This window comes from Sphingobacterium kitahiroshimense, assembly GCF_025961315.1.
Classification (GTDB): Bacteria; Bacteroidota; Bacteroidia; order Sphingobacteriales; family Sphingobacteriaceae; genus Sphingobacterium; species Sphingobacterium anhuiense.
Window position 1 is genome coordinate 6,056,512 of sequence record NZ_JAOQNK010000001.1, and the last position, 20,815, is coordinate 6,077,326.

Annotated in this window: 9 protein-coding genes and 1 pseudogene; all 10 read left to right on the plus strand. The window is 40.1% G+C overall.

The window, feature by feature from the left end:
* On the plus strand, positions 1-1,962 hold the full coding sequence (locus M2265_RS25855) for an alpha-L-arabinofuranosidase C-terminal domain-containing protein (RefSeq protein ID WP_132773879.1): 1,962 nt from the start codon (positions 1-3) through the stop codon (positions 1,960-1,962).
* Positions 1,963-2,675: 713 nt separating this feature from the next.
* A complete protein-coding gene (locus M2265_RS25860) occupies positions 2,676-5,249 on the plus strand; it encodes an alpha-L-arabinofuranosidase C-terminal domain-containing protein (protein ID WP_132773878.1) in 2,574 nt (857 codons plus the stop codon).
* Between the two features lie 8 nt (positions 5,250-5,257).
* Complete coding sequence (locus tag M2265_RS25865; protein WP_206368347.1) at positions 5,258-6,334, plus strand: glycoside hydrolase family 43 protein; 1,077 nt, start codon at positions 5,258-5,260, stop codon at positions 6,332-6,334.
* Positions 6,335-6,786: 452 nt separating this feature from the next.
* Complete coding sequence (locus M2265_RS25870; protein WP_132773876.1) at positions 6,787-9,912, plus strand: SusC/RagA family TonB-linked outer membrane protein; 3,126 nt, start codon at positions 6,787-6,789, stop codon at positions 9,910-9,912.
* Positions 9,913-9,924: 12 nt separating this feature from the next.
* Positions 9,925-11,781, plus strand: coding sequence for a RagB/SusD family nutrient uptake outer membrane protein (locus M2265_RS25875; RefSeq protein ID WP_132773874.1), 1,857 nt, complete (start codon positions 9,925-9,927; stop codon positions 11,779-11,781).
* 11 nt (positions 11,782-11,792) lie between these two features.
* The gene (locus M2265_RS25880) at positions 11,793-12,470 is read left to right on the plus strand and encodes a DUF3823 domain-containing protein (RefSeq protein ID WP_132773873.1); all 678 of its coding nucleotides are present in this window, start codon (positions 11,793-11,795) and stop codon (positions 12,468-12,470) included.
* A 76-nt stretch (positions 12,471-12,546) separates the two neighbouring features.
* Positions 12,547-14,469: a family 43 glycosylhydrolase gene (locus M2265_RS25885; RefSeq protein WP_206368344.1), complete on the plus strand. Its 1,923-nt coding sequence runs from the start codon at positions 12,547-12,549 to the stop codon at positions 14,467-14,469.
* A 47-nt stretch (positions 14,470-14,516) separates the two neighbouring features.
* Positions 14,517-16,460: a glycoside hydrolase family 97 protein gene (locus tag M2265_RS25890; RefSeq protein ID WP_132773871.1), complete on the plus strand. Its 1,944-nt coding sequence runs from the start codon at positions 14,517-14,519 to the stop codon at positions 16,458-16,460.
* A gap of 27 nt (positions 16,461-16,487) precedes the next feature.
* Entirely contained in the window at positions 16,488-18,989 is a 2,502-nt protein-coding gene (locus tag M2265_RS25895; RefSeq protein WP_132773870.1) for a sugar-binding domain-containing protein, read from the plus strand.
* Between the two features lie 84 nt (positions 18,990-19,073).
* Positions 19,074-20,443 (plus strand): annotated as a pseudogene (locus M2265_RS27065) (IS3 family transposase).
* Positions 20,444-20,815: the final 372 nt, after the last annotated feature.

Genomic DNA, 20,815 nt, shown 5'->3' on the forward strand with positions numbered 1-20,815 from the left:
ATGAAAAAAATTGAGCTATTACTAGCAGCTTTAATGGCTGGTTCTACACCTTTGTTTGCACAGAGTCCTGTCAATCTTAAAGTAGACCTTGATCAGCCTGCCGGAAAGATGTCACCAGATATGTGGGGTGTTTTCTTTGAAGATATTAACATGGGTGCCGATGGTGGGATATACGCCGAATTGATTAAAAATCGTTCATTCGAATTTAATGAACCTTGGATGGGTTGGAAAAAACTGACCAAAGAACCTGAGGGAGCGTTTCTGATTTTAAACAACAGCAAACGAAAAGGTAATCCGCGTTCATTGAAGATCCATAACCCAAAGGGTGTGCAACTAGGAATACAAAATGAAGGGTTCCGTGGTATGGGAATTAAGAAAGGGGAGCAGTATGAGTTTTCGTTACTCTTTAAACAAGCAACTGCCGGAATGCGTATTCGTGTTGAGTTGCTGGATGATCAGGATAAAGTGGTCGGAAATAGTAGTTTAATATTGTCTAGTGGAAGTGATTGGAAAAGTAGTTCTGCGAAGTTTACGGCTTCAGAGACTGTTGCTAAAGGCAAGTTAAATGTCTGGATCGAAGGAGTTGGAGATGCAGAACTTGATATGATTTCTCTTTTCCCGACGGAGACTTGGAAAAATAGACCTAAAGGTTTGCGGAAAGATATGGTACAGATGCTGGCCGATATGAAGCCTGGATTTATTCGTTTTCCCGGTGGTTGTATTGTGGAAGGTAGGGATTTAGCGAGCCGTTTTCAATGGAAAAAGACGGTCGGCCCGATCGAGGAACGCGAATTGATTATCAACCGTTGGAATACTGAGTTTAAGCACAGACCAGCTCCAGATTATTTTCAAACTTTTGGTTTGGGTTTTTACGAATATTTCTTAATGGCTGAAGATATTGGAGCTAAGGCGGTACCGATCTTAAATTGCGGGATGGCCTGTCAGTTTAATACGGCAGAGCTTGTTCCGATGGATGAGTTGGACACCTATGTACAGGATGCATTGGATCTGATTGAGTTTGCCAATGGGGCAGTTACAACGACCTGGGGTAAACTTCGTTCGGACATGGGGCATCCGGCTCCTTTCAACCTTGAAATGCTTGGTGTAGGAAATGAAAATTGGGGACCTCAGTATATAGAGCGTTTAGCTGCATTCAAAAAGGTTTTAAACGAGAAGCATCCTGAAATAGCCATTATTGCTAGTTCCGGTACAGATCCCGATGGCGAGCGTTTTGCTTATTTGGATGAGCAGCTACGGGATATGAAGATTGATATTATTGATGAGCACTATTATAGACCACCAACGTGGTTTTTATCCAGTGTCTCCCGTTATGATGATTATGACCGTAACGGCCCGAAAGTGTTTGCTGGAGAATATGCTTCGCACACCACCCGACCTAATGGCCCTGGCCGTAGTACTTGGGAAGCGGCGCTTTCAGAGGCAGCTTTCTTGACCGGACTGGAACGAAATGCAGATGTCGTGCAAATGGCATCGTACGCGCCATTATTTGGTCATGTCGATGGTTGGCAATGGACCCCAGACTTGATTTGGGTCGATAATCTACATGCATACGGTACGCCAAGTTATCAGGTACAGAAATTGTACTCGACCAATAAGGGGACTGATATTATCCCCGTTAAATGGAATGGCGATGCGGTTGCAGGGAAGGATAGTTTGTTTGCATCTTCTGTATATGATAGTGCAAAGAAGGAGTTGATCATCAAATTTGTTAATTATAATAGTAAACCGGTACAGGTTAATTTTGATATCAATTCGAAGAAAAAAATGAAACAGGCAGCTGTAAAAACGACCTTGGCAAATGCGGACTTGAGTATTTCGACAAGTTTTGAAGAACCGTTGAAAATACAGCCCAAAGTGGAGCAGGTCAGCTATAAAGGGAAAAAGATAGTGGATACGTTTGCACCATACTCTTTGACCGTCATTAAGTTGGCTGTTCAATAAAATAAGTTTTTTACAATGATACGGTCATGGGTCGCACGTAGATGCAAATCACCATGAACTAAACGAAGCTTTGTCTTAGACAACGCAGTTATATGATTAACTCCTGAATCCTTCACCTAGGCGTCAGGTTATAAATATACTCGTGATCGTATCATTGTCTTTACCCTGTCGTGTCTGCAAATATGTGATCAGCATGATGCTGGCATTTGTGGGGTGGGATATGATGTGAAGTTCTACTTGGTGCCATTTGGAAAAATAAGTACATCACGGTCTTTAAAACTCAGGTGACACAGTCCATCTTGGTTGTGTTGGTACTGTGGGGCAGATGCAGTTGTAAATCGGAATCGATGCGATCTCGTAAAGATGATACATTGTGATGGTCTTTAAACCGAAAGGTGAAGCAGGCATATGGTTGTGTTGGCGCTTTTAGACTGATGTATACAGTTATTTACGTCGTGTCATTTCAACGTGTTCACTGCAACAATAAGACCTTAAAAGCTGAGGTAAAACAGTCAATCTTGATAGGGTGTGAACTGTTGGACCGATGTTACTTAAAATTCTATTTGGTGCCATCTAGGACTCTTCATGTCATGATAAAAAGAAAGGGTATATAAACACCAGTATTTATAATTCATATCGCTACCATTGGCAAGCTATAGCCAATAATGAAGTTATGAACTTGAACATAAATAACTACTACTAATTTTATTCTGATGAAAAAACAGCTTATTTATATATGCTTATTGTTATTCTTTGTCGTAAAACATGCAGCATTATATGCCAATGAGCCGGATTCGGCTTATATCTTTGCCTATAGTTCGGGAAAGAATGATCACCACAACGGGCTACATTTTGCATGGAGCTTGGACAAGAAAAAATGGACCACCATTGGTGCAGAAGCTAGTTTCTTACGATCTGACTACGGTCAATGGGGATCGCAGAAGAAGATGATTGATCCTTTCCTGTTTTTATCACCGACAGGAATCTGGCATTGTGTATGGAGTTTGAATCAAGAAGATGGTGCTTTTGCACATAGTGCATCGCGCGATTTGATCCAATGGGAAAGTCAGTCTTACCCTTTGGTATTTGCCGGAGGCAACTGCCTTAGTCCTGTTATTGATTACAATAAGACAACGGGTACTTACCAAGTGATTTGGAAGACGGATCGGAGCGCTAAAGGATACTACGCTGTAGAAACGAAGGATTTTAAAATGTTTTCTACCGCAAAAAAAGCTACTGTTGTGCATAATACAAAAGTAGCGATCCGTCTCTCTGATGGTAACTATACGGGAACAGTTCATAAAGTCGCGTGGCAAATCCTAGAGAATCTGTTAAAGAAACAGCAGTTGGATGCTTATAAGGGAAAGTTGAATAGTGAACGGATGGTCGATGATGTACAACGCTTTGCTTCACTTACTCCCCTGAAAGGAAATCTAAAATTAGATGAACATATTCCAGCGCGTAAGATCAGTGATCTACTTATCGGAGCATTTTTTGAAGATATCAATTATGCCGCTGATGGTGGATTGTATGCCGAATTAATACAGAATAGGGGATTTGAATATACGCCTATGGATCGAAAAGAATGGCATAGTTTAACTGCTTGGCGCACCACGAATAGGGAAACTGTTATTACGATTGATACGCTATCTCCGATTCATGAAAATAACCGGCATTATGTGACTTTGCAGGGTAAACCTGGAGCAGGAATCGTCAATGAAGGGTTTGGCGGTATTTCCATTAAGAAAGACGAGCAGTATAATTTTTCAATATATGCCCGAGGGAAATCAGGACAGTTGGGCCACTTGCAGATTCGCTTAATCGATGGGCACGGTAATACTATTGGAGAAACAAAAACGAAGAAGTTATCAAAAAAATGGGAACAGTACAAATTGGATATGGTTGGAAATGTGACCATTTCGGATGCTCGATTGGAGATTACTTATTCCAACAATGGAGCCGTCGATATGGACATGGTTTCGTTATTTCCTAAAAATACTTTCCGAAATAGAGCTAACGGTTTAAGAGCAGATCTTGCTAAGACTATTGCTGACATGAAACCTCGGTTTGTGCGTTTCCCTGGCGGCTGTGTAGCTCATGGAGATGGTATCGATAATATCTACCATTGGAAAAATACGATAGGACCTGTGGAGCAACGAAAACCACAGCGTAATCTCTGGGGGTATCATCAATCATTTGGCTTAGGCTATTTTGAATATTTCCAGTTTTGTGAAGATATGGGTGCAGAACCTGTACCCGTGGTGGCTGCAGGTGTACCTTGCCAAAATTCGGGACATCATGGTCACGAACTGGGCGGGCAGCAGTGCGGTATCCCTATGGAGGACATGGGCGATTATATTCAGGATGTTTTGGATCTCATTGAATATGCGAATGGTGATCGTAAGACATTGTGGGGAAAGAAACGTGCTGAAGCGGGTCATCCAGCTCCCTTTAACTTGAAATATATTGGCATTGGTAACGAAGATTTGATTACCGATCTGTTTAAAGAGCGCTTTACCCTGATTTATCAAGCCGTAAAAGAGAAATATCCTGATATTGAAGTCATTGGTACAGCAGGTCCATTTTATGAAGGATCGGACTATGTGGAAGGCTGGGATTTGGCAACTAAATTAAATGTTCCTTTAATCGATGAGCATTATTACAATCCACCGGGTTGGTTTATTCATAATCAGGAGTTTTACGACCGTTATGACCGCAAGAAAGCTAAAGTATATCTTGGTGAATATGCTGCACATGTTCCCAATCGTGCTAGTACGATTGAAACAGCATTGGCAGAGGCATTACACCTGTGCAATGTCGAAAGAAATGCCGATGTAGTCACCATGACTTCATATGCACCTCTGTTGGCCAAAGAAGGTAATACGCAATGGTCTCCAGATTTGATCTACTTTAATAATACGACAGTGAAACCTACTGTGGGTTACTATATCCAGCAGGCATTTGGACAGCATGCAGGCGATACGTATCTCTTTAGTGAATTAAAGTTATCAAATCACGATGAAGCAGTGAACAAACGTGTTGGAAAATCAATTGTGCGCGATGCTAAATCGGGTGATATCATCGTCAAATTGGTGAATTTATTACCTGTTGAAATTGACCTTGATCTTTCGACTATCGGTGTTGCAAATCAACAAGTGAATGCAACTGTTATTTCAGGAAAACCAACAGATCAGACAGCTAAACCTGTTGCAGCAACATTTCAATTAGACAGGTGCAAATTGTCTCCTTATTCGTTCACCGTTTTTCGCATTCCTGCCAAAAAATAGTAAGCATTATGAAAAAGATACAATTTATGATCAGGTGGTCATTGCTGATGTTATTTATACAGCATGGAGCAATTGCACTTGGACAAAGTAAAAAGGCTTTAAAAATTGCTCCAGTAGCCTATCTGTTTGCTTATTTTTCTGACAACAGCCCTGACGGTGAACAGGTTCGCTATGCAATAAGTAAAGATGGTATAGATTTTCAGCCTTTGAATGGAGGGGAACCGGTCATTGCATCGGACAGCATTGCCTTAAAAAAAAGTATTCGGGATCCGCATATTATGCGTGCTGAAGATGGAAAATCGTTCTATATGGTTTTAACGGATATGCGTTCAAGCGAAGGTTGGCAGAGTAATGATGGTATCATCTTGATGAAAAGTACCGATCTTATCCATTGGGAACATCAGGCGATTGATTTTCCAACACGTTTTCCTAATTTAAAAGGATTTGATCAGGAAAATTTACATGCCGTGTGGGCGCCACAAACGATTTGGGATGTAGTCGAGAAAAAATACATGATCTACTATTCGATAGGTAGACATGACTGGGAGTATGCAGTAGGGGATAAAAAACAGCCCTATTTTAAAATCTTCTACTCCTATGCAAATGCCGATTTTACGGATATCAGTACACCAGAGCTGTTATTTGATTTTGGCACAGCAGCCATTGATGGTGATATCGTATATGATAAAAAGATGCAGGAATATGTGTTGTTTTTTAAAGATGAGGGCTTATCTACAGTGAATAATGGTTTTCGTACAAGAAGTGGCGTAATGCGGGCAACAAGTAAAAATATAACTGGACCATATGAGACCGAATATCGTCATCTCAATGTGGATCAAAAGAAACCTGTTGAAGGTTCTAGTGTATTTAAATCGATTCATTCAGATGAATACATTTTGATGTATGACTGCTATACGGAAGGCTATTATCAGTTTTGCAAAAGTTCGGACCTTACGCATTTCAATTTTATAAAAAATACGCCGATGGGTGGAGCATTTACACCAAGGCATGGTTCTGTCATGCCGATAACTGCTAAAGAACTGTCCATGTTGACTAAAAAATATGGAATGCCTACAGGCTTTTAAGATTGGAATGCATAACAGTTCTCCTCCAAATAAAGTCTCAATATAGATGGTCACAGGAAGGAGTGATCATCTATATTGTTGTTAATTAGTCTTTTAAATCTTGTTTGTTAAGTGTAATTACTTAGGTAGATTCAAACTTATATGAATTTTAAAAATAAATGTTTGTTTTACATTTATTTTTTTATATTTGTTTTACAATTATAACCAACACATTTTTAAAACCCTCAATAAAAGACTATGAATTTGTAATGCTATGCTTGACTTTTTTATCAGGGGTAAAAAAAATTTGTCACTTTTTTTTAAGTGTATTTTTAACATTTAATAAATAACTTTTTATGTATTCTTAAACATGCTGACTTGCGGTATACTTGTCGCTTTATTTACGTCAAGAAATTATCTAAAATTGGCAAGATCGTAGGTAACCAAAATCAGTTATTGAAAACGAATAAATTATGAAAAACTTAAAGATTCTTTACTTATATGTTTTTATGAGTTTAATATCCATAATGACATATGCACAAACTAAAATTACGGGGCAGGTAATTAACAAGGACAAGGAGCCGATTGTAGGAGCCAGTGTGCTTGTTGAAGGAATGCCCAATTTAATAACCAGTACAGACAATACTGGTCGATTTCAACTGCATGATGGAAAAGGCTATTTAGTGATCACTTATGTCGGATACAAAACACAACGTATTGCGATTGGCAACCAGACTAACTTTTCGGTTGTGTTGGAAACGAGTGATCAATCTTTGGACGAAGTTGTGGTCGTGGGTTACGGTACGCAATCCAAACGGAATATCTCTGGCGCTGTCAGTAATATCAAGTCAGATGATATTGTACGTACTTCTTCTACGACAGCTGCAGGAGCTTTGGCAGGCAAAGTACAAGGTATCTCCGTCCGTGGAAAAGACGCTCGTCCTGGGAGAGGAGCAGCAATTGAGATTCGTAATATGGGAAATCCGCTTTATGTGATCGATGGTATTTCCTATGACGGTCAAACAGGAACGGATTGGGTTGGAACACAAAACGGTTCTGGAGCAGATATGTTCAATGCCTTAAATTTGGAAGATATCGAAAGTATATCGATCTTGAAGGATGCTGCTGCTGCAATTTATGGATTTAGAGCAGCGGGTGGTGTTGTTTTAATCACGACAAAAAAAGGAAATAAGGGCGGAACTGCAAAAGTAAATATCAATGGCTATCAAGGCTGGCAAAATCTAACTCGTTTTCCTGAATTAGCCAATGCAGCGCAATATACCCGAGGTCTTGTGGAGGCGGCTCAAAATGAAAACAAAGATCCAAATGCGGTATATACACCCCAAGAACTTGAAAAATGGCAAATGGGGACAGAGCCAGGCTACAAAAGTTACGATTATTACGATATGATTATTCGTAAGAATATACCACAGCGCTACATTAATGCGAATATGACAGGAGGGAGTGATAAGTCTAATTATTTTCTTTCAGTTGGACACCTGACACAGGATGCGATGATCAAAGACTTTAATTACAAGCGCACCAATTTGCAAGCCAATATGGAAGCGACTGTTTTGGAAGGGTTGACAATAGGTACACAGATTTCAGGAAGGCATGAAGGAACACAAGATGTGGGTCTGCCAGGAGGAGATGGCTATTTTTCATCTATTTTGGCGATGTTCAAAAACAGGCCTACTGTAGCACCTTACGCTAATGATAACCCTAAATATCCGAATCATACTAACGACTTTGCTTATAATCCAGCAGTTTTTGATCGTGATATTGCGGGCTACAAGGACAATAAATATTTGGCAGGTAATGTAAACCTATTTGCCTCCTATAAAACAAAATTTGGTCTTTCTGCTAAAGGAACTGTGTCGTACAACTATACCAATAATAAATTTGATGGTTTCCAGTATACTTATGATGTGTATCGCTTTGAAAACGATGAATATAAAGCTACAGGAGGCACACGTTCTGGATGGCGTTATGATACCAATCTGGATATTGTTTCGCGCTCGGCGCAATTCCTAATTGATTACAATAAAAATATCGGTCATCATGCCCTTTCAGGTACATTAGGATATGAACGTTCGGATTGGGTACGTACGATCCGCTCATTAGGAGCAAATCCAACGAACAATTACATCCCGATAATGCGACTCGCTGAAGTTAATGACCTTGGAGATGATTGGTCTTATGAAGCTCGTGCAGGTTACATAGGTCGATTAAACTATAATTACAAGGGTAAGTATTTAGTTGAGTTATTAGGTCGATACGATGGTTCATACTTATATTATAAGGATCGCCGTTGGGGATTTTTTCCGGGAGCATCTGTCGCATGGCGAGTATCGGATGAAAACTTTTTTGAACCCTTGAAAAGTGTTGTCACAGACTTCAAAATTCGGGCATCTGCAGGACAAACAGGTTTGGAAAATGGCGTCAATATGCACGGCTATCTAGCAGGCTACAATTGGTCTCAAGGAGATGCGATTCTTGATGGTAATTATGTGACAGGTGTGCAACCACGTGGTGTTCCTATCAGAAATCTATCATGGGTGAAGAATACCACTTACAACATCGGGCTGGATGCAGGTTTATTTGGTAATAAATTGACGCTGACAGCTGATGCCTTCCAGATTATCCGTACTGGATTTCCGGGTAAACGTTATGATGTGTTATTACCTGATGAGATCGGATATGCGCTACCTAATGAGAATCTGGGTAAGAATGGATACTATGGAGCTGAAGGTATGATCACTTATACGGATAAAATCGGTGAATTGAATTATGTGGTGAGTGGAAATGTTACCTATTCTCGTTTTAAGAATATCGAATCTTATAAACCGCGCTTCAGCAACTCCTGGAACGAATACCGGAATTCAAACGAAGATCGTTGGGGAGGTGTATGGTGGGGCTACCAAGTTGTCGGCCGCTTCCAATCGGAAGAGGAGATTCGCAATCATCCAATTAACAATGATGGTTCAAATAACCGGAACCAACTGCCTGGAGATTTTATCTACAAGGATGTTAATGGTGATGGTGTGATTAATAATCTGGACGAACGTCCAATCGGTTATCAAACCGGGTGGGCTCCGATTATTTCATTTGGAGGACGAATAGGACTAAATTGGAAAGGTATTGATCTGAATGCTGATTTCTCCGGAGGAGCGATGCAATCATGGTTTCAAGATTACGAATTGCGCAATGCATTCCATGGTGGCGGAAATTTACCAGCATATCTCTTAGAAGATAGATGGCATCGTACTGATCCTTATGATGCAAATAGTGAATGGGTATCAGGATATTATCCTGCACTACGTAATGGTAATTCTGGACCTAATCATAGAAATAGTGATTTTTGGTTAACAAATGTTCGTTATTTAAGAATCAGAAATCTTGAGCTTGGCTATAATTTTTCTAATGATCTCATCAAAAAAATTAAAGCTGAGAAAATCCGAGTGTATGTCAATGGTTCTAATCTATTTTCCTTTGACAACGTGAAGAAATTTCAGATCGATCCAGAGATTGAAGCTGCGGCAGCAGTGGTATATCCGCAGCAGCGCGTATTTATGGTTGGGTTCAATTTAACATTTTAAAGAAAATCAACAATGAAAAAATTATATACTTGTTTAGCGCTGTTTGTCTGCCTTGGATTTGGAGGTTGTAAACACGACAATTGGTTAGATCGAGATTCAAAAACATTAATTACTGACGATCAACTTTGGAATGATCCAAAATTGCTGACTTCGTTGATGGCAAACTATTATAACCGTTTACCGACGTTACATGGTGTTTTCAACAGCGGAGGAATGACTGAGCTGGACGATGCCATGTGGTCTGGGCACCGTGATCAGAATGGACGCAATGATTTTCAATTTGGGGATGATTATGGACGCTATTGGGATTATGGATTGATTCGAGATATCAACCTTTCGCTAGAAAATATAGAAACTTTGGGTCTCCAACTAACGGAAACAACAAAAAAACAATATATAGCTGAAATGCGCTTTGTCCGCGCGCTTGTTTATTTTGAAATGGTAAAACGTATGGGTGGAGTTCCTATCGTGACAAAACAGATGATTTATGACTTCAGTGGTGATCCAACACCGCTTCAGTTGCCCCGAGCAAAGGAGCATGAGGTTTACGATTTTATTTACCAAGAGATGGAAGCGATTAAAGAAGATCTCGGAAATAATGCGACTAGTAAAACCAGAGCCAATAAATATACTGTTCTAGCTGTACAGAGTAGAGCCATGTTATATGCAGCATCCTTAGCCAAATATAATGGGCTGATGGCTGAACCTGTAGTAACAGCAGGCAATGAAGTCGGTATACCTGCGGCTATGGCCAGCGATTATTATCGTAAATCATTGGCCGCTTCTAAAGAACTTATGAGCGGTCCTTTTACCTTGTTTAAAGAGAACCCTGACAAAGGCGTTAATTTTTACGAAATGTTAAACAAAAAGACTGGATCTGAAGTGATTTTTGCAAAGGATTTTGCTGTGGGTCTTAAAGTTCATCGATTTGCGCATGAAAATATTGTCAAAAGTTTAACGGAGGATAATGAAGCCACCTCTGGAATCTCGCCTTCGCTTAGCTTAGTGGAAAGTTTCGATTATTTAGATGGTCGAAAAGGAACATTACAGGATCGTGATGCGAATGGAAACTATATTGCTTATGCACATATTGATGATATTTTCAAAAATAAGGATGCACGATTATATGGTACCGTCATTTACCCAGGAAGTTCCTTCCGAAATACAGCAGTTAGTATTCAAGCAGGAGTTGCTACTTGGCAAAATGGGGCGTACCAACTTGTCACCGCGCCAGAATTGGGGAAGCAATTGGGCGATGAACTTGGGACAGCAAATGCAGGTGGATTATGGACTGGTTTTGACGGCCCCAAAGATGATGCACAGGATGTGAGTAATACAGGATTTTACATCCGCAAATTTGTTAGTGATGCACCTGCTGCTAGTGCTAGAGGTACTTCGGCTGCAAATTGGTGGCCTTGGTTCCGTTTAGGTGAAATTTATTTAAACGCCGCGGAAGCAAGTTTTGAACTCGGTCAGGTTGGCGAGGCCACGCAATATATCAATACCTTACGTGAACGTGCTGGATTTCCAGCAAACAGCATCAGCACATTGACGATGGAGATCATCCGTAATGAGCGTCGGGTAGAATTGGCTTTTGAAGATCACCGGTTTTTTGATTTAAAAAGATGGCGTTTGGCGCATATCATTTGGAATGGCGCTGAAAATGATCCTAATGCTGTGGTACGGGGCTTATATGGATACCGTGTAGTGCGTCTAGGCCATGCAGATCATGGGAAGTTTATCTATGCACGTGTCAAACCTAGTCGTTTCCGTAGAGCACGATTCTTTCGTTTAGCAAATTATTATTCTGCTATTGAGCAAAAGGTATTGGACAATAATCCAAAAATTGTTAGAAATCCGTTGCATTAATTTATTGAATTATGAAAAAGAATATTTTAACTCTACTAACCGCTACACTAGGTTTTTTGGCTGTTGGTTGTGAATATGATAATTTTGAAGCTCCTAAAGAATTTTTATCTGGCAAAGTGGTCTTTGAGGGCAAGGCGGTTGGTGTAAGAAATAACGGTACTGAACTGGAGCTATGGCAGGACGGTTATCCCTTAAAATCAGCTATCCCTGTATTTATTAATCAAGCAGGAGAATTTTCTGCAAATCTGTTTCGGGGCAAATATAAATTGGTTCGAAAAGGAAATGCGCCTTGGCTACAGCAATCGACTGATACAATTCTCGTAAACGTGAATGGAAATACGGTGCTTGATGTGCCGGTAACGCCTTATTTCGTCATTGGAAATGAAAGTTTTCAGGTTGCCAATAATCAAATAGCGGCAACCTTCACGGTTAAAAAAACGACCGAATCGGCTAAACTCGATCAAGTGAAACTTTTCTTGAGTAAATCTATTTTGACCGATCATGTTCTTTCTGATCAAGATATTAATGTTGATCTTCCACAAGTCTTATTCGGTACTGAAACGCGCATCACGAGACAATTGTCTGATAAATTCAAAGGGCAGGCATATATCTTTGTGCGTATCGGGGTGAAATCTTCATCTGCTGGAGAGTATATTTATACTCCGGTACAAAAGATCATGCTTAATTAAAGTATGTTGTTCTATTTGTAAATTCGTGAAATGCATGCTCAACCTAATTTTATTTACTCTATAACTTAAATCTTACATGAACAAAAGAAAATGGCAATTGGCCAGCATCTTAATCACTTTTTTTACAGTTAGTATGATGGGGCCAGCCATCGGACAGGAATATAAATCTGGTCCTACGGAAAAAGACTTTGTGGGCTATTTATTTGCTTATTTCAAAGGCAATGCAGTAGCTGATGAATCGGTTTGTTTTGCGGTTAGTACGGATGGCTATACTTATCGCGCCCTCAATAACAATCAACCTGTGCTGGACTCAAAGCTTATCAGTACAACTGGTGGAGTGCGCGATCCGCATATCTTAAGAGGGGAGGATGGTAAGTCTTTTTACATGGTATTGACGGATATGACCTCATCGAAAGGCTGGGATTCTAATCGTGCTATGATATTATTAAAATCGGACGACCTTATTCATTGGAAACATAGTGTAATTAACATCCAAGATCGGTTTAAAGGTAATGAAAGTTTGAAGCGCGTTTGGGCTCCACAGACGATCTATGATCCTGCTGTTGGTAAATATATGGTTTACTGGTCGATGAAGCATGGCGACGGTCCTGATATCATTTATTATGCTTATGCTAATCGTGAGTTTACCGATTTGGAAACAGAACCAAAGGTGTTGTTTATGCCTAAAAATGGTAAATCTTGTATCGATGGAGATATCATCAATAAAAACGGACTTTTCTATATGTTTTATAAAACAGAAGGGCATGGTAACGGTATTAAATTGGCTATAACAGATTCGCTTACTTCGAGCAAATGGATCGAACAACCGGGCTATAAACAACAGACTAGAGATGCTGTGGAAGGATCAAGTGTGTTTAAACTTAATCAGTCTGATCGTTATATTTTAATGTACGATGTATATGGGAAGGGCAAGTACCAGTTTTGTGAATCGGTTGATCTGGATCGCTTTAAAGTAATCGATCATGAGGTTAGTATGGATTTTCATCCGAGACATGGTTCAATCATTCCATTATCCAGAAGTGAATTTAAAGCCGTTACTGAGCGTTGGGGAACACCGGCAGACATCAAATTGGTAACTAGAAAAAATCCGATATTGGATGGTTTCTATGCCGATCCAGATGTGTTATATTCAAATAAAACAAAGAAATATTATATCTACCCAACTAGTGATGGATTTGACGGTTGGGGTGGTTCTTATTTTAAGACTTTTTCTTCCGTTGATCTCAAAGAATGGAAAGATGAGGGTGTTATTCTGGATTTGAAAAAAGATGTGCCTTGGGGCCCGCGCAATGCCTGGGCTCCAACGATAGCGGAGAAAAAAATAAAAGGGGATTATAAATATTACTATTATTTCACAGCAGCGCAAAAAATAGGCGTTGCTGTTGCTGATCTACCTACTGGACCTTTCAAAGATTCGGGAAAACCATTGATCGATTTTAAACCAGCAGGAATTAATAAGGGACAAGAAATAGATCCTGCTGTTTTTAATGATCCGAAATCGGGGAAAAGCTACTTGTATTGGGGCAATGGTTACCTCGCTGTTGCGGAACTGAATAAGGATATGGTATCCATCAAACAAAATACGACAAAGACATTAAAGATTGATGGTACATTTCGTGAGGGTGTCTATGTGATCTATAGAAATGGCACGTATTATTTTTTATGGTCTGAAGATGATACCCGCAGTGAAAACTATCGGGTACGTTATGGAACATCTTCTTCTCCTGTAGGAGAGATCCATCTTCCTGAAAACAATATTGTGCTTGAAAAGGATCCGTCTAAAGGAATTTATGGTACTGGCCACAACTCCGTACTTCAAATACCGGGTACTGATGAATGGTATATTGTATATCACCGATTTAATTACCCTGACGGTATACACATGGGAGATGCAGCAGGTTACAACCGTGAAGTATGCATGGATAAATTATCATTTGGAGCTGATGGAACCATTAAAAAGGTAATTCCTACACACTAGTTGGATTTACGTTCTTAATAATTTTTACACAAAAAACTTACACTATAATGAAATGCTTACTTATTGTCACTTTTCTCAGCTTGAGCTCACTGTTGAGTTTTGCACAAAATGTGACTGTTTCTGGACCCGATAAACGATTAGTAGTCAATTTGTCTTTAGAAAATGGTCATCTCTACTATGATGTTCAGTTGGATGGAAAGGCAATGCTTGAAAAATCTGCACTTGGATTAAAAGGTCGTCAGGTTGATCTATCGAGCAATTTAAAACTGGTGGATCAGCAGTATAATAAAATTGATGAGCAGTATGAGGAACAGAAGATAAAACGTAGACAGGTACATTATCAGGCAAATGAGTTGATTTGCAAATTAGAAAATGGAAATAAACAAGCTTTACATGTCATATTTAGGGTAAGTAATCATGATATTGCTTTTCGTTATCACGTGCCACAGGTAGGTGAAGCAGCTAATTTATATATCGAAGAGGAATTGAGCTCTTTTAAATTCCCGAATGTAACAACAACTTTTCTAACTGCTCAAGCACCACCCATGTCTGGCTGGATGAAGACGAAGCCAAGTTATGAAGAGGAGTATGTGGCAGATGAGCAATTGGGTGCTCCTTCCAAGTATGGCTATGGTTTCAGCTTTCCGGCATTATTTCACGTCGGAGATCGCGGTTGGGTACTTGTTTCTGAAACAGGTGTAGGAGCACTGTACTGTGGATCTAAGTTGAGTGAAGGAACAAAAGATGGTCAATATAAGATTGCATTTCCGGAGATCGGAGAAAATAATGGCATAGGGAGCGCTAATCCTGCAATTGCATTACCAGGCAATACACCGTGGCGTACACTGACTGTCGGAAGTACGCTAAAACCTATTGCAGAAACCACCATCGCGTTTGATGTGGTTGAACCCATGTACAAAGCTTCAAAAGAGTATAGGTTTGGACGTTCAACTTGGAGCTGGCTGGAGTGGCAGGATGGCAGTATTAATTTTGAAGATCAGAAGAAATTTGTAGATATCTCTGCTACGATGGGTTATGAATTTGTTTTGGTCGATAATTGGTGGGATAGCAAAATCGGACGCGATAAAATTGAAGCCTTGATTGACTATGGAAAAGATAAAGGTGTCGGAATTTGTTTGTGGTACAATTCCAATGGTTTTTGGAATGATGCACCACAAACACCTAAAAATATGATGAATACAGCTGTCGCTCGAAAAAAGGAGATGGCTTGGATGCAAAGTGTTGGTATTAAGGGTCTAAAAGTTGATTTTTTTGGCGGTGACAAGCAGGAGACTATGAAGCTTTATGAAGATATTCTATCCGATGCGAATGATCATGGTTTATCCGTTATTTTCCACGGATGCACGTTACCACGAGGCTGGGAACGTATGTATCCTAATTTTGTGGGGAGTGAGGCTGTACTCGCTTCTGAAAATTTGATTTTCACACAACATGCTAATGATACCGAAGCTTTTAATGCGAGTTTACATCCGTTTATTCGCAATACTGTAGGCTCAATGGATTTCGGTCCCGTTCTTCTTAATAAAAGACATAATCGGGAGAACAATGGAGGAATGATACGGAAGACGACAGAGACATTTCAATTGGCTACTGCCGTGCTATTTCAGACCCCTGTACAAAATTTCGGAATCACACCCAACAATCTAACCGAGATGCCCGCACATGTTATTGATTTTATGAAACAGGTACCCACGATCTGGGATGAGACTGTTTTGATTGATGGCTATCCCGGCAAATATGTCGTTTTAGCGCGGAGGAATGGTGACCGTTGGTACATAGCCGGTATCAATGCAGAGAAAAAAGTAAAAGAATTAACTCTTCATTTACCAATGCTTTCGGGCGAAAAGTGGGAATTGCACCAAGATAATAAGGATCGGTCACCACAGCATAACGTGTTGCCTGCGCCAAAAGGTAAACAATTAAAGGTGACACTTCAGCCTGATGGTGGATTTATCATAGTAGGACAATAAATACATAACCTTTTAATTTGCTTAAAGATGCTTCGAATAGTAAAACATATCATCTTGCTTATCCCGATCTTTTTGTTTGGATCAAGATCTTTATTTGCGCAACTGGGATTTGGAAGTAGCGAGAAAATAAATGGAGACTGGCAGTTTCATCTTGGAGATTTGGATATAACCAAGATAAATACGCTGTCTTCTTCGGCTTGGCGGTCGGTTCAACTGCCTTATGATTGGAGCGTGAAATATCCACTAAGTCCAAATTTGGCCAGTGCTACAGGTTACTTACCAGGAGGAATCGGCTGGTATCAAAAAAAAATGATCATTCCTATCGCAGATCAAGGTAAAAAGTTATACCTCTATTTTGAGGGGGTATATAACCGGAGTGAGGTATTTGTTAATGGAAAATCTGTTGGTAAACGCCCTTATGGCTATATCTCGTTTTCATACGATGTATCTTCTTTAGTCGAATACGGCAAAGAAAATACAATTGCGGTAAAGGTCGATCACAGTCATAGTGCCGATTCGAGATGGTATACTGGATCTGGCATCTATCGCGATGTTTGGATTGTAAAGGCTAACCCTGTACATTTAGAACAATGGGGTGTATATGCCTACCCAGCAGTGAAAGGAAATCAAGGAAACTTACACGTAGAGGTAGCACTTGTGAATGAAACAAGTGCGGCTACAGCGGTTGAATTAGTACAAGAATTGATTGATGAATCCGGGAACACTGTCGGCAAAATTGTTAAAAAAACAACAATTTCTCCCAATGGCCGCATATCAGTACCCGTGAAGATAACGGTTAAGAATCCGAAATTATGGAGCTTGGAGCAAGCGAATCGTTATAAGTTAAAAACAGTGGTGCTGCACCATGGCAAAGAGATCGATCGTTCGGAGGTGAAAACGGGTTTTCGGACCTTGGCTTTCGATCCTGATCAGGGTTTTGCTTTAAATGGAAAATGGACAAAAGTAAAGGGGGTATGTATTCATCATGATGCGGGTGTATTGGGAGCTAAATTTTACCCCGAAGTATGGCGCCGTAGATTGCTGACTTTAAAGTCGCTGGGTGTCAATGCAATCCGAACCAGTCATAATCCACAAGCAACTTCATTGTATGATCTCTGTGATGAATTGGGCCTTTTGGTGATGAATGAAGCCTATGATGAATGGGAATATCCAAAGCGTAAATGGATAGCTGGTTGGAATGTGGGAACAGCAGGATTTGAAGGTGCATACGATTTTTTTGCAGATTGGGGTGAACGTGATCTTGCAGATATGGTGAAAAGAGATCGCAATCATATTTCTATTTTTGCTTGGAGTATCGGCAATGAAGTTGACTATCCAAATGATCCTTATTCTCATCCTATTCTTGATGGAAGTCAAGGGAATGGATTTACACAGCCTATTTTTGGAGGCTATAAAAAAGATGCTCCTGATGCCATGCGGTTGGGAGATATTGCTAAGCGATTGGCTGCTGTTGTTAAAAAATACGATACCAGTCGACCCGTTACTGCTGGACTAGCAGGTGTTGCGATGTCTAATGAAACGGAATATCCAGGAGTGTTAGATATTGCAGGATATAATTATACAGAAAGCCGTTATCAGGAAGATCATAAGCGCTACCCTAAACGAGTCATATTTGGTAGTGAAAATAGACATGATCTTGCTGCTTGGAAAGCTGTTCAAGAGAATAATCATATTTTCGGCCAGTTTCTATGGACTGGAATTGATTATTTGGGCGAGTCTGGTCTTTGGCCATCAAGAGGCTTTTATTCTGGCCTATTAGATTTTGCGGGATTAATTAAACCGAGAGGATATTTTCGTCAAGCCTTATGGTCAGAAAAACCAATGGCTTACTTAGGAACTTATGCCTTAAAAGGTGAGGTTGGTAAAACTGATGTGTGGTCGGATCTCGAAGCTGAAAGGGGGCAACGTAAAAATGAAGCTCCATCGATGGATGCTTGGCCTATATGGAACTATCGGGAAGGTCAATTGATACGTGTTGTCTGCTATACGAATACCGCTTTTGCAAGATTAGAACTAAATGGTAAAGTTGTCGGTGATATCAAATCGTATAATGAAGAACAGGGCATTGTTTATTGGGATATCCCGTATGCAGAAGGGAGATTGGAAGTTATTGGATTTGACAAGGAACAAAAGGAGCTGGTACGTCAAGTTCTAGAAACATCCGGACGTTCTCATGCCTTAGCGATCATCTCAGAATCTTCTGTTTCGGCAAGAACTGGCGACGTGATTCAAGTGGAACTGCAGGTGGTTGACAAAAACAACAGACCTGTTGTGCTGGCAGATGATGAGGTTACCTGCAGGATCGTAGGTGCCGCTAGGCTTTTGGGACTGGAGGCTGGAAACAACAGTGATATGACAGACTATACTGATAATAGACATCGCGTATATCATGGCAAAATGATTGCTTACATTCAATTGAATCCTGGGCAAGGAAATGTTTCTGTCCAATTTTCAGCACCATGGCTTGAAAATACTTCGATGCTCATTCAGCGTAAGGAGAATAGGTAGTATTATTTACTGGGAGTCAAGAAAGGCTGTTTCATCATAAATGCAGTGCCCCCAAAAAGTTAGACACTTTCTGGGGGCATTTTTATGAATAAGAAAAACAAGCACAGTTTTGAATTTAAGTTGAGCTGTGTTAGACAAATGGATGAGCATTATCGTTCTGCAAAGTCTTTGGGAGAAGAATTCGGGATTACGTATTCTTTGTTTGAGACCTGGTACAGAATATATAAGTATCAGGGGGAATCGGGGCTACTTCCCAGGAAAGGGAAAAGACACTTTAGTGCTTCTTTTAAGCTTTCTGTCCTTACCGCAATCCGAGAAGAAAGTTTATCTTTGAAAGAAGCCCGTGTACGCTTTGACCTTTCCTCGGATGCCCATATCATTGAATGGCAGAAAAGGCTGGACAAGTTCGGTCCAGAAGGATTGGAGGCACGGCCAAAAGGAAGACCCCTGATGACAAAGAAAGCAAATCCGCAGATCAAGCGAAAAGTTAGAAAAATGAATAAAGCGCTCACGCGTGAAGAGGAACTTTTGCAGGAGAATGAGTATTTACGTGCAGAAAATGCCCTGCTAAAAAAGCTCAGCGCCTTAGCTCAAGCCGAAAACAAGCGAAAGCCATAATGGAGCTAAGGCATCAATTTGATCTTGATATCCTGCTGAGTTGCGTTAAGATGGCATGAAGTACTTTCTATTATCATTCCAAGAAGGAGGGACAAGCAGATAAATACGAACAGGTCAAAGCGCAAATCAACAAAGTTTACCATGTACATAAGGGCCGCTTTGGCTATCGCCGCATTACCCTGCAGCTCAAACGGGATGGAGTGGATATCAATCATAAGACCATTCTTAGATTAATGAGGGAAATGGGTTTGAAGAGTCTGATCAGGATAAAGAAATACAGGTCATACCGGGGTGAACCGGGCAAGATCGCCCCCAATATCCTCAACAGGAAATTCCAGGCTGAGGGACCTTTGCAAAAATGGGCCACGGATATTACTGAGTTCAAAGTCAAGGAAAAAAAGCTGTATCTCTCCCCAATAATTGATCTGTTCAATCAGGAAGTTATAAGTTATGAAATTACTGACAGGCCGGTCTTTAAAGGGGTAATGGATATGCTCAAAAAGGCACTGCCCAAAGCAAGGGGGGCATCACAACTGCTTTTACATTCAGATCAGGGCTGGCAATACCAAATGCCTAAATATCAACAGTGGCTCAAAGAAAACGGAATCACTCAAAGCATGTCCAGAAAAGGAAATTGCCTTGATAATGCCGTAATTGAAAATTTCTTCGGAATTTTAAAATCAGAACTGTTTTATCTAAAACAATACGAATCAACAGAGAAGTTAAAAAGCGAAATAGAAGATTATATCTCCTATTACAATAATCAACGGATAAAACTAAATTTAAATGGAATGAGCCCGACAGAATATCGAGCTCATTATTACAAATCTAATTAACTAAATTTGTCCAATATTTTGGGGGCAGTCCAAAATGAGACAGCCTTTCTTGTTAAAAAAAATTTTAGAAAGATCGTTGGTGCTCGATAGGTTGATCTTCATAATTGTGTTTTTTCCAAATAAAAATCACGAAATAGTTTCTTTGGTTGTAGACTAAGATTTACTCAATTTTCTACGTAACATGGAGCGGACGCGCATGTGGTTTATCTTGTCGCGGTATGGTTTACGCACAAATCCCTATACTTATTTTATTTCGCCGTACCGCAATGCAAAGGAGTCCTATTGGTTTTTCGTTACGACAGTAGGAAAAATAAGATCCCCGAGATGATTTCGAACAGATTCAACTAAAAATTAGACTTCCCCTAGCTGGAT

Excerpts from the sequence above, each read along its gene's own strand:
- M2265_RS25870 (WP_132773876.1), top strand. The coding sequence starts at position 6,787 with ATGAAAAACTTAAAGATTCTTTACTTATATGTTTTTATGAGTTTAATA.
- M2265_RS25865 (WP_206368347.1), top strand. The coding sequence starts at position 5,258 with ATGAAAAAGATACAATTTATGATCAGGTGGTCATTGCTGATGTTATTT.
- M2265_RS25890 (WP_132773871.1), top strand. The coding sequence starts at position 14,517 with ATGAAATGCTTACTTATTGTCACTTTTCTCAGCTTGAGCTCACTGTTG.
- M2265_RS25875 (WP_132773874.1), top strand. The coding sequence starts at position 9,925 with ATGAAAAAATTATATACTTGTTTAGCGCTGTTTGTCTGCCTTGGATTT.
- M2265_RS25885 (WP_206368344.1), top strand. The coding sequence starts at position 12,547 with ATGAACAAAAGAAAATGGCAATTGGCCAGCATCTTAATCACTTTTTTT.
- M2265_RS25880 (WP_132773873.1), top strand. The coding sequence starts at position 11,793 with ATGAAAAAGAATATTTTAACTCTACTAACCGCTACACTAGGTTTTTTG.
- M2265_RS25855 (WP_132773879.1), top strand. The coding sequence starts at position 1 with ATGAAAAAAATTGAGCTATTACTAGCAGCTTTAATGGCTGGTTCTACA.
- M2265_RS25860 (WP_132773878.1), top strand. The coding sequence starts at position 2,676 with ATGAAAAAACAGCTTATTTATATATGCTTATTGTTATTCTTTGTCGTA.
- M2265_RS25895 (WP_132773870.1), top strand. The coding sequence starts at position 16,488 with ATGCTTCGAATAGTAAAACATATCATCTTGCTTATCCCGATCTTTTTG.